Annotated in this window: 18 protein-coding genes; 7 read left to right on the forward strand and 11 right to left on the reverse strand. The window is 42.3% G+C overall.

The features are described 5' to 3' along the window. Nucleotides 1-148 precede the first annotated feature (148 nt). Together upp and BN3769_RS06490 are read right to left on the reverse strand one after the other, a co-directional pair. On the reverse strand, nt 149-955 hold the full coding sequence (gene upp / locus BN3769_RS06485) for a uracil phosphoribosyltransferase (protein WP_068468783.1): 807 nt from the start codon (nt 953-955) through the stop codon (nt 149-151). A 24-nt stretch (nt 956-979) separates the two neighbouring features. Then, the gene (locus BN3769_RS06490; protein ID WP_068468785.1) at nt 980-1,231 is read right to left on the reverse strand and encodes a hypothetical protein; all 252 of its coding nucleotides are present in this window, start codon (nt 1,229-1,231) and stop codon (nt 980-982) included. 384 nt (nt 1,232-1,615) lie between these two features. On the opposite strand from BN3769_RS06490, the gene BN3769_RS06500 reads away from it, so the two are divergent. The 3 genes from BN3769_RS06500 to BN3769_RS06510 are packed head-to-tail and all read left to right on the forward strand — an operon-like array spanning nt 1,616 to nt 2,877. After that, the gene (locus tag BN3769_RS06500; protein ID WP_068468789.1) at nt 1,616-1,996 is read left to right on the forward strand and encodes a VOC family protein; all 381 of its coding nucleotides are present in this window, start codon (nt 1,616-1,618) and stop codon (nt 1,994-1,996) included. Between the two features lies 1 nt (nt 1,997). Further along, entirely contained in the window at nt 1,998-2,426 is a 429-nt protein-coding gene (locus tag BN3769_RS06505; RefSeq protein ID WP_068468791.1) for an EVE domain-containing protein, read from the forward strand. Then, nucleotides 2,413-2,877, forward strand: a complete 465-nt coding sequence (locus BN3769_RS06510; RefSeq protein WP_068468793.1) for a MarR family winged helix-turn-helix transcriptional regulator — start codon at nt 2,413-2,415, stop codon at nt 2,875-2,877. Before BN3769_RS06505 ends, BN3769_RS06510 begins: the two co-directional genes overlap by 14 nt. 78 nt (nt 2,878-2,955) lie before the next feature. Here the strand turns inward: BN3769_RS06510 and BN3769_RS06515 are convergent, their stop codons facing one another. After that, entirely contained in the window at nt 2,956-3,390 is a 435-nt protein-coding gene (locus tag BN3769_RS06515) for a hypothetical protein (protein ID WP_068468795.1), read from the reverse strand. A gap of 253 nt (nt 3,391-3,643) precedes the next feature. Beyond that, entirely contained in the window at nt 3,644-4,840 is a 1,197-nt protein-coding gene (locus BN3769_RS06520; protein WP_068468797.1) for a cation:dicarboxylate symporter family transporter, read from the reverse strand. Nucleotides 4,841-5,059: 219 nt separating this feature from the next. Here BN3769_RS06520 and BN3769_RS15020 point away from each other — a divergent pair, with 219 nt between their 5' ends. Next, a complete protein-coding gene (locus BN3769_RS15020) occupies nt 5,060-5,179 on the forward strand; it encodes a GNAT family N-acetyltransferase (RefSeq protein ID WP_228840636.1) in 120 nt (39 codons plus the stop codon). Between the two features lie 250 nt (nt 5,180-5,429). Here BN3769_RS15020 and BN3769_RS06525 read toward each other — a convergent pair whose 3' ends face one another. The 5 genes from BN3769_RS06525 to BN3769_RS06545 all read right to left on the reverse strand — a co-directional run bounded on the left by BN3769_RS06525 (nt 5,430) and on the right by BN3769_RS06545 (nt 11,180). Then, complete coding sequence (locus tag BN3769_RS06525) at nt 5,430-6,134, reverse strand: DUF1796 family putative cysteine peptidase (RefSeq protein ID WP_068468799.1); 705 nt, start codon at nt 6,132-6,134, stop codon at nt 5,430-5,432. Between the two features lie 202 nt (nt 6,135-6,336). Next, nucleotides 6,337-6,978: a hypothetical protein gene (locus tag BN3769_RS06530; RefSeq protein WP_068468801.1), complete on the reverse strand. Its 642-nt coding sequence runs from the start codon at nt 6,976-6,978 to the stop codon at nt 6,337-6,339. Between the two features lie 84 nt (nt 6,979-7,062). Further along, entirely contained in the window at nt 7,063-8,070 is a 1,008-nt protein-coding gene (locus BN3769_RS06535) for a metallophosphoesterase family protein (RefSeq protein ID WP_068468803.1), read from the reverse strand. 34 nt (nt 8,071-8,104) lie between these two features. After that, nucleotides 8,105-8,977: an SDR family oxidoreductase gene (locus tag BN3769_RS06540; protein WP_068468805.1), complete on the reverse strand. Its 873-nt coding sequence runs from the start codon at nt 8,975-8,977 to the stop codon at nt 8,105-8,107. A gap of 76 nt (nt 8,978-9,053) precedes the next feature. Next, nucleotides 9,054-11,180: a catalase gene (locus tag BN3769_RS06545; RefSeq protein WP_195155561.1), complete on the reverse strand. Its 2,127-nt coding sequence runs from the start codon at nt 11,178-11,180 to the stop codon at nt 9,054-9,056. Nucleotides 11,181-11,587: 407 nt separating this feature from the next. Here BN3769_RS06545 and BN3769_RS06550 point away from each other — a divergent pair, with 407 nt between their 5' ends. The 3 genes from BN3769_RS06550 to BN3769_RS06560 all read left to right on the forward strand — a co-directional run bounded on the left by BN3769_RS06550 (nt 11,588) and on the right by BN3769_RS06560 (nt 13,000). Then, entirely contained in the window at nt 11,588-11,803 is a 216-nt protein-coding gene (locus tag BN3769_RS06550) for a MarR family winged helix-turn-helix transcriptional regulator (protein WP_068468807.1), read from the forward strand. 127 nt (nt 11,804-11,930) lie between these two features. Further along, nucleotides 11,931-12,329: an SRPBCC family protein gene (locus BN3769_RS06555; RefSeq protein ID WP_068468808.1), complete on the forward strand. Its 399-nt coding sequence runs from the start codon at nt 11,931-11,933 to the stop codon at nt 12,327-12,329. A gap of 8 nt (nt 12,330-12,337) precedes the next feature. Next, on the forward strand, nt 12,338-13,000 hold the full coding sequence (locus tag BN3769_RS06560; protein WP_068468811.1) for a DNA alkylation repair protein: 663 nt from the start codon (nt 12,338-12,340) through the stop codon (nt 12,998-13,000). 1 nt (nt 13,001) lies between these two features. Here BN3769_RS06560 and BN3769_RS06565 read toward each other — a convergent pair whose 3' ends face one another. Next, on the reverse strand, nt 13,002-13,817 hold the full coding sequence (locus tag BN3769_RS06565; RefSeq protein ID WP_079989442.1) for an SET domain-containing protein-lysine N-methyltransferase: 816 nt from the start codon (nt 13,815-13,817) through the stop codon (nt 13,002-13,004). Nucleotides 13,818-13,906: 89 nt separating this feature from the next. Beyond that, nucleotides 13,907-14,734 (reverse strand): SDR family oxidoreductase, encoded by an 828-nt coding sequence (locus BN3769_RS06570; RefSeq protein WP_079989443.1) that lies wholly within the window; start codon nt 14,732-14,734, stop codon nt 13,907-13,909. Nucleotide 14,735 lies beyond the last annotated feature (1 nt).

Genomic DNA, 14,735 nt, shown 5'->3' on the forward strand with positions numbered 1-14,735 from the left:
CAATTTTGATTGAATTTTTCCCACTATAGCAAGCCTTTTAATAAATGGCAAGCATATCAACTATTTTCAACTTATTTTTCGACACTACCACCTTATTATTTTGATTATCAAAAACTTGTCATAAATGCTTTTACAGCAACCTTTTCTCTTAATGCACAGTCCCAAAGTAGCGATCGCCAAAATCGCCTAGCCCTGGAACAATGTACATCTTATCATTCAGCGATTGATCCATAACCGTCATCACGACTTGAATGCGAGGATACCTTTCATTCAAAAAGCTAACGCCTTCGGGAGCTGTGCATATGCTGGCAATAATAATATTGTCTTCTTTTACGCCTTTTTCTTTTAAAAGCGAGATAACCATATTCAGTGTGCCTCCTGTTGCAATCATGGGTTCGGTTATAACGACAGGGCGATCAGAAGCAAGCGTTGGCGATAGCTTCATGTATTTAAACTGCGGCTCTGCCGTTTCCTCGTCCCTTTGAATTAGAACCTTACTGACGGAGGCATTGGAAAAATGCGCCAAGAACGTATCGAGTAAGGCATCCCCTGAACGCATAATGGAAACAAGCTCAATAGGGGCTGATAGGGCTTCTCCTTCCATATCCGCCAAAGGCGTAGCGATGTCTTTAAATTCTATAGGCAAGCATTCGACAACCTTGTTGACCAACAAGGCTGCGATTTTTTGCGATGCATCCCTGAATTCCGGCATAGAAGTGTTTTTATCCCTTAATCGGGTCAGCAGAATGCGCTCATACTGGCTAGAAAGAGAAGAGCATTTGACAATAGAAAGTTCAGCTGCTGAGCTGTTTTGACCGGCCAGTTTTTTTTCCAGCCCCCCACAGCTTTTAAAAGAGGCCTGATAGTCATTGGCCATGCTTTGAGGGCCAATCAATACCATTCCGGCCAAAAGCCATGCAGAAGAAAGGCTCTGAATAGTTTTTATTAAGCGCATAAGGCAACTCCTCTTTAAGTGTTTTTATATTTTCAAATAAGGCATAAAGCGAAAGAAGACCTTTTCGGGAATTTTTAAAAGCATAAGTTTGAAAATGGCAGGCAAACTTTTCGCTTTTAACTGCATTCTCGATGGCATTTGATTATGTAAATTTGTAGATAAAAAAAAGCCGAACGGCTTGCCTTTATTGGCAAAACGCTCGGCTATAAATGGCTTTTTATGCCTGTACAGCCTTTTCTTTTTTAAATAGCTGTCAGGGATTTTATGGGCATCCATGATCGTCTTTTGATAGAGGGTCCGACGATTATTTCTTATTCAGAAGGATGCTACTGGATTGCCCTATTGATTTCAAAAGATTAGTATTACATTCAATAAAAACACCACCTCCAACACAACGTGTCTTTTGCAGAACACAAGTGAGAATAGGCGAAGTTCCTCCCCCCTTCCCCAAACGTAAAATCGCTCGATTGGCAAACCAAAAAAGACAATTCATCACTCCTAAAATAATAAGGCTTTTCCCTCCTTCTTATCGATCTACTCCCTCCCTTCCATCCTTTTTCTCGTTTAAATAGCCCCTCAACTGCAATGCGCTTAAAAAGGGAGCTTGACCAATTAATACGTATACGTATTATATTAAAACGTATAAAATAAGGAGTCTTCATGCCTATTCCTCAAGCTAGTTTTATTCTTTTTTTTGTCAATAATCCTTTCGAAAGCGGGATATTTTATAGGCGTTTACTAAGCCTTGAGCCCGTTGAAGAATCGCCGACTTTTGTCTTATTTGCCCTTCCTAATGGCTTAATGCTGGGACTTTGGTCGCGTGCCACAGCTAGGCCGGTTGTACAAGCGAGTGGAGGCGGAAGTGAAATTTGTTTCTCTGAAGAGTCTGATGCTAAAGTAGATGATGTCTATAATAGATGGTTAAAGCTGGGCATTCCAATGGCTCAATCCCCGCTTGCCATGGATGGAATGAGTCGCACATTTGTGGCATTGGATCCCGATGGGCACCGCATTCGCGTGTTATGTTTAGAGAGGAGTTAAAATGACGCAATATTGGATAGCTGTCGCTTGCCGCGAGCACGTCAAGAAAGGAATAGCGGGCGGTTTTTGCCAGGTTTGCCATGGAAAAAGCGAGCCCTTAAGGTGCATGCAAGCAGATGATTGGATTATTTACTATTCGCCTAAAGAGTGCTTCGAAGGCGCAGCCCCTTGCCAAAAGTTTACAGCAATCGGTCAAGTGGGTGCAGGAGAGCCTTATGCCTTCCATATGAGCGAGGGTTTCATTCCCTGGCGTCGCCAAGTCTGCTTTTATCCCAGTCAAGAAATCGCCATTGCCCCCTTGATTGATAAACTCTCTTTCATTCAAGATAAACGGCGATGGGGATATCCATTCCGAAGAGGATGCTTTGCAATCTCTTTTTCCGATTTTTCTTTAATTGCAGCCAATATGGGAATTCATGGCCTCTTTTGATTTTGATCAAACAAGCGCTTTTCAACGAGCAGAAGACAGTCCTGGCTTTTTGCTGTGGCGTGCAAGCACACGCTGGCGAAAGGCCATTGAAAATGCCTTAAAACCACTCGGACTGACTCATCCGCAATTTGTCATTCTGGCAAGCATTGGCTGGTTTACACGGGGAGACGCTAAAGTCAGCCAAGCCCGGATTGGCCAACACGCGGGATTGGACGCCAATACCACGTCCCAAATTCTACGCAGTTTGGAAGACAAGAAGTTGATCGAGCGCGTCCGCTCTAAAGATGAAAGGAGCAAGCATTCTACTTTGACAACAGAAGGCATCCGGTGTTTAAGCGAAGCCTTGCCAGCGGTGGAAAAAGCAGATGCTCATTTTTTCTGTACCATCAACCTTCAAAAGACAAAAGCGCTGGAAATCTTGAAGGCGCTAGCTGCCTTAGAAGACGAATAAAAGCACCGTGGGCCACTTCCCACGGCTGGAGATCGGACAAATTCTCTAATAGATGCAACTTAAAGAATTCTGCTTTAATCAAGCATGCCAATGCGGCTGGCCTGAATTTTTATGGTAAACCACTTCCGTCCACGACTTAAAGTGATTATTTTCCAGTGTTGCAATGGCTATCATTAACATCTGATTTACTTGCCCGCCTTGGCGAAGAGTCGCATGAAGCTCGTATTGTATAGCAATGCGGTTATCGCAGACCAGAGGCTCCTCTTTAGAATGCACGATTTTAAAGTGGGAATATTTTTGCTGAAGTTTGCCCAAGTGGCTAACATATTCTTGTAAATTTCTAGCTAACGTATGTTCATTGTCTTTAATGTGGAATTGAGGAGATAGAATGCTTTCAAAATCGGAAGAGCGCGGAGGAGTCGATTGATTGCAAGAGGTTTGAAATTGCTCGAAAAAATCGTTGATGAGGGTAGAGGCTTGGTGCTTATCTAAAGCCATTGTTTTAGTTGCCATATAGATACCGCCTTTTAAAGGGTTAAAACCTGACTAGAGCGCGCCGTCCATTAATCAATGGCCTGAATTCGAAGTTGTTTTCTCCTTAAGAGAAAGCCCGAATATGGATTGATTCATCAGCTGATTGGCGACACGCCTAACATCCCTCATACAAGACGTTTTCTTTTTACTCAATATAGATTCTTTAAACAGGTGCTTCCAAAGAAGCACCTGTTGAGTCGAGAGATTTTCTTAACAATCTGATTTTAAGAAACTAACTCTCAAAAGGACGGGATTCTTGCAAGTTCCCTAGATGGCTTGTTTTGCTGCGAGATAAGAAAACGGATACGTTTTCCAAAGCTAAAGCAAATCCTCCATTGCCTAAGATATTCGCACATGTAATGACAGGATCGAACAGAATATACAAAGCGGTGATGAGCGAGAGCATCTCTGCATTAAATCCCAAATAAGCCTCAAGGATAGGAAGCATTACTAAAATTCCTCCTCCTGGAACAGCCGCAACGGAAAACTTCGCTAAAACAAAATAAGCAGCAAAAATAAGATAGCTGGAAAAAGCAGGTTCAGCTGATCCAAAGCTTTTCATCACGGCAAACGCAAAAATGGGGATGGCAAAGCAGTCTCCGATTAAATGAATATTGACAGTTGCAGGAATAATGGAACGGGCCAAGTCCGGGCTTTTCGCATTCTTCTCTGTTCCTAAAATGGTCAAAGGCATCGCCGCTGCACTCGACATGCTTCCAAAGCCTGTCATGGCTGCCGGCAGCATATTTTTAAGGCTTTGAAAGCAAGCTTGTCCTCGACAATGGTTAGAAACAAAATAAATAAGCACAATGTAGGCAAAAACCGAAGAACCGATTAAGGCAAAAATCAACGCATAGTTGCGGAAAATATAGCCCATCACTTGATCGTGGCTCATCTTAACTATGAAGCCGGCAATAAAAAAAGGAATGACAAAAAGAATTCCTTTCAAGAGATAATTGATCGCCTTCTCAAGTTTGAAAGCCACCTGTTTTGCCCATAATGGCCTTAACCACCCCAGAAAAACGCCTAGGAGCAATCCGGAAAACATCGCTTGATCATTCTCTATCCATTTCGGAAAAGAAAAATTCCAAGCGGGAAGAAGGGCTGCCCCTTCTTGAGGAAAGCTCATAGATAAATCAAAGCGATAGGCAAACGTTCCGACAGAATAGCTTAATAAAGTCGATAAGAAGTTAGAACAACAAACAGCAGCTAAAATAAAAAGGATCATTTTGGATGCTTTATTGGCTAAATGCACGGCAGTTTTAAATAAGAGGCCAAACACAACAAAAGGCAGAATAAAAACGATAACGGCTTTTATCGATAAGCTGATCGCATATAAAATGGATTGATAGAATGGCGGCAACCATTGCCCCATCCATCCGGCACAAAGAATGATCGCCAATAAAATAAATGGCATTTTACGAAACATAGCGGCTCCCTTTAGGATTTTTTTATTTGAATAGGAAAAAAATGAGAGGGCAAAAGGGAGTGTTACCGGCTAGAGCCGGCTGTTGTAAAGGCAGGACGAGTTGTGATAACACAGAATAAAGTTAACATACCCTAATAATAACAATTCATTATTTATACACCAAGTAAAATTATTTTTTATTAAAACAAGATTCCATTCTTAATAACCTGAATTTGGACAATGAAGACCGTTCCTTACTTTGATGCCTTGGAGATCGGCTATATTCTTTATCATCCAAAAAACTATGGACAAGGCTATACCACAAAAGCCTTATCCCTTTTTTGTGGATTATCTCTTTAAGGTTAAATTGATCAATCGGCTTGAAATCCGCATTTTGCCTTCTCATCTTGCCTCGGAAAAGGTCGCTCTAAAATGCGGCTTTCAATTTGAGAAGGGCTGATCCGCAAAGCCATTTTTATAAAGGGAAAATGCCAAGATTTAAGAGCAAATTGCTTGCTCCAAGAGCAGGATGCCGCAAACAATTAATGAGTGCGTTTAATTCTTCAAGCAATAGCGGCTTCTTCATCGCGCCGCTTCTTCACTTTAAGAATTACCATATTTCTTCTTTCTCCTCATCCGAAATGCCTTTGATCTTAGGATAAAGGGAAAATGCACTTAAAATCTCCTTCCACCTAACGGGATCGCCTTTCCACATTCCCAAAGTTTGCTGAATATAAAAATTCCGAACCCGCTCCAGTCCCCAGTCTATGAGGTATTCTGGATCATCATTTACTGCAACAAGAGTATAAGACAGGGTGGGATATAAAAAATGGAGCAATCCATCCAAAAACTCTACTTGAGGGCGCGTAAGGCCATAACGGACAAATAACACTCTTTTGTTTGAATTCAAAAGATCAAAAAATCTCTTTACTCGACGATCGTACTTTGTTTTGACCTCCCAGTAGTTCTCAAAAGGAGGATTGGCACGAAAGTCATGATAAGAAATAATGCCGTAGACAACATCGATCACGTGAAGACGGGAAGGATCGCCAGGATAAGGGCCTATCACAGCAATTTTATCCGCATCTAAAAAATTGACCCCTTTATTTACAATGAAGTTGACCAGGCTGTCGAAATGAGTATGGACCCAATCAAGGGGATAGGCGAATTTCCGCATATTGTTGGCTTCTAGCTGCCAGGCAACTTGGCAATCAAATCCCAGACTGACCGCTTCGTCATAAAATTGCGTTTTAGCCCCGGCATGAAAGGTTATTAGGACGGTTAAAAACACATAAACAACAATTTTCTTCAACATAGCCTAAATCCTAGATTTAATAACCGATTATCTCATTCTGATAGTGGACAATTTTAACTTTGAAAAGCGCATTTAAAATTGTCCAACTAGCAGGCCGTTTTCCTCTATTGATTCAGTGGTTAGGCATGATTTTATTGCTTATGGCTCGCAAACGAGCAAGCTTCTTTTTGACAGTTAAGTGCCTTCCATGCCGTTCGTCTATCTATTTGGCTGAATCGATCTTGCTAAGCAGCTGCTTTTTAATTTCCTCATTTGGAATTAAATTGGCAACTTCTCTTGCCCGTTCTTTATCTTGCTTGGCAAGAAAAAGTTCAATGGCAATTTCTCTCAAAACATAGGAGCGCGTTCTGGCATCATAAATGGTCCTCACATTGTCCAGCATTTTATTGCCTATTTCATACGCCTTATTTTTGTCCTTATTAGAGAGATAAAACTCTGCAATGTGCCACAAAGCAAAGTTTCTCGATAAAGGCGAAGGCAAGCTGTCTGCTATGTGAAGGGCCTGGGCTTGATTATTCTCGGCTAAAGCGATTCTAATCATGACGAGAGGTTGTATTTCCGATTGGGGCATCAAATACTTGGCAAACTTTTTTGCCTGATCGATTTCTTTATTATTGAGAAGCGTATCTTCAATGAGATCGGCAATTAAAAGATTCCTCTCTTTTTCATCTTCCAACACCTCGATCGCTTCTGTCACAAGATGCCATTGCCTTTTAGCAGCGCATGATTTAACCAATTCTTTCAGTTGTTCCGATTGCGCATTTTTATTTTTAGTGGCTTTTATTTGCTTTAATTTTTCTTCCGCTTGTTCAGTAGCCGGATCTTGTTTGCTTTGAATAGTCATCCTTTCCTCCTTTTTTTGATTAATGGGAATGCTAATTTGATCATGTAAGAAATTTATTTGCCTCTATAAGCAAATATCCTTTGGTTATTTAATAAGCTTAAAGCAATCAATTTTTTTTGTTGTCAATCCTCCTAATCCATTTGACACGACGGCAAAGGAACGTTGCGAAACAAGCCTATCCTTGACATCGACAACAACATATGTATAGCCGGAATAGATATGCGCTTTTTCCGGATTGACTTTAACGCGTGAAAGAGGATCAGGAGTTGCCCCTGCGGATCCGACAATGGTTTGCGTTAATTTGCGCGTGGCTAGAGGATAAACTTTCTTATTGATGGCCCATCGAGAGTAGATATGCTCATGCCCGCAATAGAACATGTCATATTTAAATTCTTCCATTAAATTCCAGATCACCCTTACGGAATCATTGACTGGAAATCCCTCAATGGAAAAAGCAGGCCCATGGCTAAATGCAAATTTATGATGCGCTTCAGATCCACTGGAAACCTGATAAAACCAAGCAATCTGTTCGGAATCAAATCCATTATCAAAGTTTTGCAGCGTTCCCTGGCTTTCATAAAAGCCAAAAGAGTCGAGCACAGCAAAAAGAGAGCGTTCTTTGCCTTCTCCATATTCAAAGAAATAGGCTAATTTATTATAGTTTGGAGGCCCATTGCTAGGCATCTCATTAAACGTTGCTTGATAGACAGCTTGCATAGGAAATTCCGTCCACCCAGAATTGCCATATAAGTCCGTATTCCCCACAGCTACAAAGATGGGTATTCCCCCTAATCCTGCCTCCATAAATGCTTTCCAATAAGCCAGATTATTTGTGCTGCCATCAGCTGATAGGGTTCGATTGACCATATCGCCAATAAAGACGACAAAATCTGGACGCGGTTCCAATTCCGCTATTTGGGAATTGATGTATCCCAATATAGCTTGATTGAAAGCGGCCGGATCACCTTTGGGAGCTCTGCTATCTGCATAAACAACAAAGCGAAAAGCATAAGCTTGAGAAGCGGTTAAGAAAATAGTTAAAACTGCCGCTAGTTGGAAAATAGGTAATAGGTAACGTCTAAAATTTTTCATTCTTTCTTCCTCGCCTTGTAAAATAAGAGAATGCTTATCTCCAATCGACCGATTGCAGAAATTGCATAAGAGAAAGAGGTTTTCTTCCTAAAAATGTCTCCAATCTCGTATCAGGACAGTTGCATTTATTGTCTCGGATCATTTCCGCCAATGCCAACGCCCGTTCGATATCTTCTTGGGTCTTTTGCTGCGTCAATAGATCTGCCTTAAATAAATCTTCCGAAATATCCATATAATCAATATGCCGACCGGCCAATGAGCTCAAAGCATGGGCAATATCCAGAAAAGAATAAGAGACAGGCGAAGTCATATTATAGATGGCATGTTCGTGGCCCCGCTCTGCTATCACTCGCGCCATTCCTTTAGCGATATCCTTTCTATCGGTAAAACTAGACTTGCCATTTTTTGCCGGAATGCGCAATTTCGTCTTATGAAGGGCTTCTTTTCCGATCAAATTCAAGATCATATCGAAGTACATGCCATTGCGAAAAATGGTGTAGGCAAGGCCGCTGGATTCCAAATAAGCCTCCGTTTCGCGATGTCCCTTCTCTAGGATTGTATCAGGCGGTTCTTCAGGTTCAAGATGAATTAAGCTTGTATAAAGGACATGCCGGACTCCAGCTTCCTTGGCCGCCTCAATCACATGGCTATGCTGCTTAATCCTGTCTTTTAAATTGCTTGAAGAAATGAGAACGACTTTATCCATTCCTTTAAAGGCTTTTAGCAGGGAAGAATAATCAAAATAGTCCCCTATTCTAAATTGCACCCCTTTGGAAGTAAAATCTTGCCCCTTGGACACATCCTTGACTAAGGCTACGATTTCGGAAGGAGGTTTTCTTTCTAAGAGAAAATGGATTAAAGCCCTACCCAAATGGCCGCTAGCTCCTGTGATAAGCACTTTATCCATTTTATTAGCCTTTCTTTAAAGCGCTCAATTAAAACGCCCTCTCAAATATCGGTTATTATAGGTCTAGGACGGCTTCTTAAGCTGGAATTTGGCTTTGATCTTTTTCTTCCCTTTCCCAAAAGCGAAGCTTAGCCAATGCTTCCTTGAACTGATCGAAGAAGGATTGTATATCGATCCCTTTTCCTGCTGTGATAATACCCAATTCTGAAGAGACACCTTCTCCTTGCCCCGCAAATTTGATGGCTTTAATAGAAGACGCTTGCAAGAGCTTCACTCCCTCTCCGATTGCACCGATCGGCTTGCAATGGCGGTAAGCTTCATTGACAAAATGAATGGCATCGCCTTGATTGGCAATCTCTTTTCCGCCTGCTACAAATACGGCATCAAATAAAACTGAACTTGTAATGGCATAGCTTTGTTCGATTTCAAAATCTTGGCCGTCTTCTGCTTTTAACATACCTATCCTATTTGCAATGACTTTCACCGTGGCACCTTCATCTTCCAGCAGATCTATCAATTTTTCAATGGTGGCATAATCAGCGCCATTGGCCGCTAAAACGGCCACCTTTCTGCCCTTAATGGAATCCGTCTTGTGGTTATCCATGCTCAGTGCAGGCGAACTCTTGTTATATCTATTGCTCCGATCTTCAGTCGGAGGCTCAACCCCGATGCCCTCAGCTACAGCGATAGCTAAAGCATGATTAATGCGGTTGAGATGTTCGACCATTTTCTCTCTGATATGCATATACTGCACTTTGCCAAGCTCAAAGTGAAATCCTTTGATCATATGGCGTTTCTCTGCATCTGACATGCTATTCCAGAAAAGCGAAGCTTGGCTATAGTGATCGCCAAAGCTCTCTGGTCGTTTGCGCACCTTTTCTCCACTCATTTTTTGCGGAAAACTTGCAAATCCGCCTTGGCTCCAAAGGGCCTGCATAGGGCATCCTTTGCCTAAGGAATTGGGTTCATAGTTGACATTGCCTTTATTAATTGTCTGACGCATAAACCCATCGCGCTGGTTATTGTGAACAGGCGCAATCGGACGATTGATGGGAATTTCATGGAAATTCGGTCCTCCCAGGCGGGTCAACTGTGTATCAATATATGAAAAGAGACGCCCTTGCAGCAAAGGATCGTTCGTAAAATCGATGCCGGAAACAATATTGCCCGGATGGAAAGCTACCTGCTCTGTCTCTGCAAAGAAATTGTCTGGATTGCGATTAAGCGTCATTTTCCCAATTTTTCTCACCGGAATATCCTCTTCTGGCCAGATTTTGGTCGGATCCAAAATATCGAATTCAACTTTTTCCAACTCGTCCTCTTCTAAAACTTGCACACCCAATTCAAATTCAGGGTAATTTCCCATTTCTATAGACTCCCATAGATCACGACGATTAAAATCGGGATCCTTGCCAGCAATGATTTGCGTTTCTTCAAAAAGCAGGGAATAAATCCCGTTAATGGGCTTCCAATGAAATTTTACAAATCGGCTTTTGCCTTCTTCATTGATGAAACGGAACGTATGAATGCCAAAGCCTTCCATCGTGCTATAGCTGCGTGGCAGCGCCCGGTCAGATAAAACCCACATGATCATATGCATGGATTCAGGAGTTAACGAGATGAAATCCCAAAAATTATCATGGGCGGTAGAGGCTTGAGGCATTTCATGAAGAGGCTGGGGCTTGCCTGCATGGATGATATCGGGGAATTTGATTGCGTCCTGAATAAAAAAAACGGGAATGTTATTGCCAACAAGATCAAAATTTCCCTCTTCCGTATAGAACCGGGTAGCAAACCCACGTACATCACGGACCGTATCTGCCGAACCACGAAAGCCCAATACAGTCGAAAAACGGACAAATACAGGCGTCTTAACAGACGGATCCTGCAGAAATTTGGCCTTCGTATAATCTGCCAAGGATTCATAGACTTGAAAATAGCCATGGGCGGCAGACCCCCTGGCATGCACAACCCTTTCCGGAATGCGTTCATGATCAAAATGCGTAATCTTTTCCCGAAAGAATTGATCTTCCAATAACGAAGGGCCGCGTTCGCCGGCTTTCAACGTATTTTGATTATCGCTGACCCGAACGCCTTGATTGTTCGTCAAAAACTCGCCTGGTTCGTTAAATGCCTTGCTCAGTTGATCAATCTTCTCATTCGCATTTTTATCCTCGATATCCCTTTTATTCTTATTATCCATGGCACGCTCCTCGTCTAATGAAAGACTTTAAATGACAAGGGAAAGAAATGAACGATTCTTAAAAAGACAATTTAATCGCACTTTAAAAAAAAGATTTACTTAATAACAACCTTTTACTTTATCAACTTGAAATGACAAAAGAGCAGCGTTCTATAAAAAATCGGCTTGCAATTTTCTAACCCCCTTAATTTAAATCGATAAGAACGGATTTTCTCTTTTCTCAGCTTTTTCCTTTTTTAAACTCCTTTATTGGCTAAAATTGTCGCATGACAAGTTTTATCTAAATGGGCAAGCCAATTAGATGACCTGGCAATAATTGACAAATCAATTAATTTCCTTTTTATGACAAATAAAACGTCTCATTTACAGATCATCTTGGATTTTGGCTTCGCAAGATCTCAAGCAAGGTGCAAGCGGCTTTTGCGGCCAAATTAGAAAAAGCAAGCATTTCCATTCCGGAATGGTGTATCTTGTTCGTCTTATTCCATGACAGACAAGCCACGCCTGCTTGGATAGCCGAGCAAGTAGGGATTGATCGGGCGATAATTAGCCGGACGGTAGAAAAATTGGTGAAAAGGAGTTATATCCGGAGAGGACGAGGAGCGGATCGCCGCTTGAATTGACTAAACAGGCTTTGGAAATTGTTCCAAAGCTGGCTAAGTGGACCGATGAAAATGACCATCATTTTTTCCATGCTCCGTTTGAACTTGCAGGCGCTTTTACATAAAATTCTTTCCATAGAGGCAAGACATGCTAGCAAAATCAGTTACGAAAAATGTAGATATCCAAGCCAGTCCTAAAAAAGTCTTTCTCTTTATTTCTAATCCGCTTAATTGGCCTCAATATGCGATTGTCAATTTAAAATCTGCTCGCAAAGGAGCAGAGGAAGGCTGGTATGAGATTGAGAGCATTCACGGCACTGGCTTTGTCAAAACGCTGGCGAATGAGGAACATGGAATTTTAGACCATATCTGGAAAGACCCGAATGCAGGCTGGACCGTCTTTGTGCGCGTCGTTCCCAACGGCAATGGCTCTACGCTGACCAATACTTTTTTTATTCCCGCTCATTATGACGACCAGGCATTTGAAAAGGCAATGGAAGGCATTGAAAAGGAATTAGCTGTCCTAAAAAAGATTTTGGAAGCGTAGGGCCGAATATGCAGCATGGCTTATTTGTAGAAGTTCAGAAATCTTTTCAAGCAGCAGCAAATCCCGTGAGGGCTAATAAGCAGCAGGCTTATATGCGCAATCTTTTTCCCTTTTTCGGTCTGCAGACGGAGGCCCGCCGCGCTTTGCAAAAGGACGTTTTTTCTTCCTTTGCCCTCAGCTCCGAACAAGAAATAGAGCCTCTCTTAAGGCTATTATGGAATCAAAGGGAAAGAGAATATCAATACTGTGCGATAGATTTGGCTAAATATCATATAAAGAAGTTGTCCTTGCTCTCTCTTCCCCTTCTGCAGGAATTGATCAAGCAAAAATCCTGGTGGGATACCGTAGACGATCTGGCCGTCAATCTTGTTGGGAAGCTAGTAGGAAGCGAGCTTCAATTAATGGACAAATGGATCAGCGATCCCGATTTATGGATTAGGCGGACAGCCCTTATCTGCCAATTGAAGCGTAAGAGCGCAACGGATAGCCATCGCTTATTTGAATATTGCCTGCAAAGGGCGCATGAGGAAGACTTTTTTATTCGCAAGGCCATTGGATGGGCCCTGCGAGAGTATTCAAAGACCAATCCTCTAGCAGTGAAAAACTTTATCGCTCTCAACCAATCGGTCTTAAGCGGATTGAGCATACGCGAAGCGAGCAAATATGTGTGATCTATTCAGTCCCAATTGATGGATTGCTTCTTTTGCGCCTCATCCAATAGTCGGAGCCATAGTCAAAAGTTAATTCCGTCCCTTTGGGAATAAAGCATTTGGCAATGAAGATGAGATGCAGCACGCCTCGATCCACCAACCAAAGAGGCTGCAGGTTTGGCCGATTGCTGTGATTGGCAAAGCGCATCACATTTCCTTCGCGGAGCGGATCAATGACAAAATATTTTAACGACCAGAAGCGAGTTGGATAATGAAAGCTGTAGGCATTGAAATGGGGCCGGCGCCTATCAACCCGTTGAATTATTCCCGTATATTCTCCCACAAAGGCTTTCTCTGGAAAATCGCTGCCTGCAAATAACCCATACCCCATGATAGGATCAATCCATTTGATGAAAGTGTCTGCGACAGCTCCGTCAGCAAGCTGTTTTTGATAAAAAGCATCTTGTTCATCTTTGGGAATAAGAATCCATTCAAAACGCAATAAATACGGGCAATTGCGAATGCAATCTTCCAATACTTGATAAGAGGGAAAAGTTAAAAATGGGCGGTAAGTAATCTTAAACAGCTGTTCAAATTCTTCAAGATTAAATACCTGCAGGCTAGATTGATCTTTGAGCTGAACGCTAACGCTAAAAGGTTTTACTTTTTGCAAGAGAGCTTGGCATTGCCGCCTGCCTAGCAACTGCGCCAACTCAAGAGGAGTAAATCCATGCTTATCGGGATAAAAGCGCCATTCTGACTCCTTGAATTGATTGACAATGCTTGCCTGATCATCAATGACGGCTTGATGCAAAGGGGTCATCTTACTACCATTCATGATCTTATTTTCCTTTGAAGCAATGGAAAAGGCTGTTTTGCAACCGAGGATTTGACGCAATCGAAAGGGTAAAAAACTCAAAACTTGGGTTAATAATCGGAAAAATGACTTTCAGGCAGTGTCTGTCCCCCATCTATAATCAAACTTTGCCCCGTAATATAATCCGCTTCTTTGGAAGCCAGGAAAAGAATGGCATGAGCGACATCTTCAGGCGTTCCCAAACGCCCAAGAGGAATTGCACGAATCATATTTTGAATATGCTCTTCCCCTAAATTCTCAAGACCCTCCGTCATGATATTGCCGGGCTCTACCGCATTGATATTGATTCGATATTTTGCCAATTCGACAGCAGCGGTTTTCACAAATCCCGCTATTCCACCTTTAGAGGCCGTATAATGCGAGTAGCCAGGAAGAGCTGTCCGCGGGCCGGAAATGGAAGAAGTAATGACAATTTTACCGCATCCTTGAGCCTTCATGCAAGGAAGGCACGCTTTGACGGCTAAAAAGGTTCCGGTCAAATTAACATTAATGACTTTTTGCCATTCTTCGAGTGTCATATTCTCCAATCTAGCATGCGGATAGATGCCGGCATTGTGGCAAAGCACGTCCACTTTGCCATAGTGCTTTAAAGTGTCCTGAACCATGCTTTCCATGTCTTTGGGATTGCTCACATCCGCTTGAATATAGAAGGCCTTTTTGCCTTTTTTTTGAATGGCTGCTTGAACGCCTTTAAGCCGCTCTTCATCTCTTCCAACCAGCATGACCTTGGCTCCTTCATCAGCAAAAAGATTGGCGATTCCTCGCCCAATCCCTCGCGAAGCCCCAGTCACAATGACTACTTGATCTGTAAATCGTTGTCCACGGGAAGATGTGGCTGAAGCGTTCTCTTGAGCAGAATATGAGGATGAAGCCAACATA

Source organism: Candidatus Protochlamydia phocaeensis (assembly GCF_001545115.1).
In the GTDB taxonomy this organism is placed as follows: Bacteria; Chlamydiota; Chlamydiia; order Chlamydiales; family Parachlamydiaceae; genus Protochlamydia_A; species Protochlamydia_A phocaeensis.

Excerpts from the sequence above, each read along its gene's own strand:
- upp (WP_068468783.1), bottom strand. The coding sequence starts at position 955 with ATGCGCTTAATAAAAACTATTCAGAGCCTTTCTTCTGCATGGCTTTTG.
- BN3769_RS06570 (WP_079989443.1), bottom strand. The coding sequence starts at position 14,734 with ATGTTGGCTTCATCCTCATATTCTGCTCAAGAGAACGCTTCAGCCACA.
- BN3769_RS06500 (WP_068468789.1), top strand. The coding sequence starts at position 1,616 with ATGCCTATTCCTCAAGCTAGTTTTATTCTTTTTTTTGTCAATAATCCT.
- BN3769_RS06555 (WP_068468808.1), top strand. The coding sequence starts at position 11,931 with ATGCTAGCAAAATCAGTTACGAAAAATGTAGATATCCAAGCCAGTCCT.
- BN3769_RS06560 (WP_068468811.1), top strand. The coding sequence starts at position 12,338 with ATGCAGCATGGCTTATTTGTAGAAGTTCAGAAATCTTTTCAAGCAGCA.
- BN3769_RS06515 (WP_068468795.1), bottom strand. The coding sequence starts at position 3,390 with ATGGCAACTAAAACAATGGCTTTAGATAAGCACCAAGCCTCTACCCTC.
- BN3769_RS06535 (WP_068468803.1), bottom strand. The coding sequence starts at position 8,070 with ATGAAAAATTTTAGACGTTACCTATTACCTATTTTCCAACTAGCGGCA.
- BN3769_RS06545 (WP_195155561.1), bottom strand. The coding sequence starts at position 11,180 with ATGGATAATAAGAATAAAAGGGATATCGAGGATAAAAATGCGAATGAG.
- BN3769_RS06565 (WP_079989442.1), bottom strand. The coding sequence starts at position 13,817 with ATGAATGGTAGTAAGATGACCCCTTTGCATCAAGCCGTCATTGATGAT.
- BN3769_RS06510 (WP_068468793.1), top strand. The coding sequence starts at position 2,413 with ATGGCCTCTTTTGATTTTGATCAAACAAGCGCTTTTCAACGAGCAGAA.
- BN3769_RS06530 (WP_068468801.1), bottom strand. The coding sequence starts at position 6,978 with ATGACTATTCAAAGCAAACAAGATCCGGCTACTGAACAAGCGGAAGAA.
- BN3769_RS06505 (WP_068468791.1), top strand. The coding sequence starts at position 1,998 with ATGACGCAATATTGGATAGCTGTCGCTTGCCGCGAGCACGTCAAGAAA.
- BN3769_RS15020 (WP_228840636.1), top strand. The coding sequence starts at position 5,060 with ATGAAGACCGTTCCTTACTTTGATGCCTTGGAGATCGGCTATATTCTT.
- BN3769_RS06540 (WP_068468805.1), bottom strand. The coding sequence starts at position 8,977 with ATGGATAAAGTGCTTATCACAGGAGCTAGCGGCCATTTGGGTAGGGCT.
- BN3769_RS06525 (WP_068468799.1), bottom strand. The coding sequence starts at position 6,134 with ATGTTGAAGAAAATTGTTGTTTATGTGTTTTTAACCGTCCTAATAACC.
- BN3769_RS06490 (WP_068468785.1), bottom strand. The coding sequence starts at position 1,231 with ATGGATGCCCATAAAATCCCTGACAGCTATTTAAAAAAGAAAAGGCTG.
- BN3769_RS06520 (WP_068468797.1), bottom strand. The coding sequence starts at position 4,840 with ATGTTTCGTAAAATGCCATTTATTTTATTGGCGATCATTCTTTGTGCC.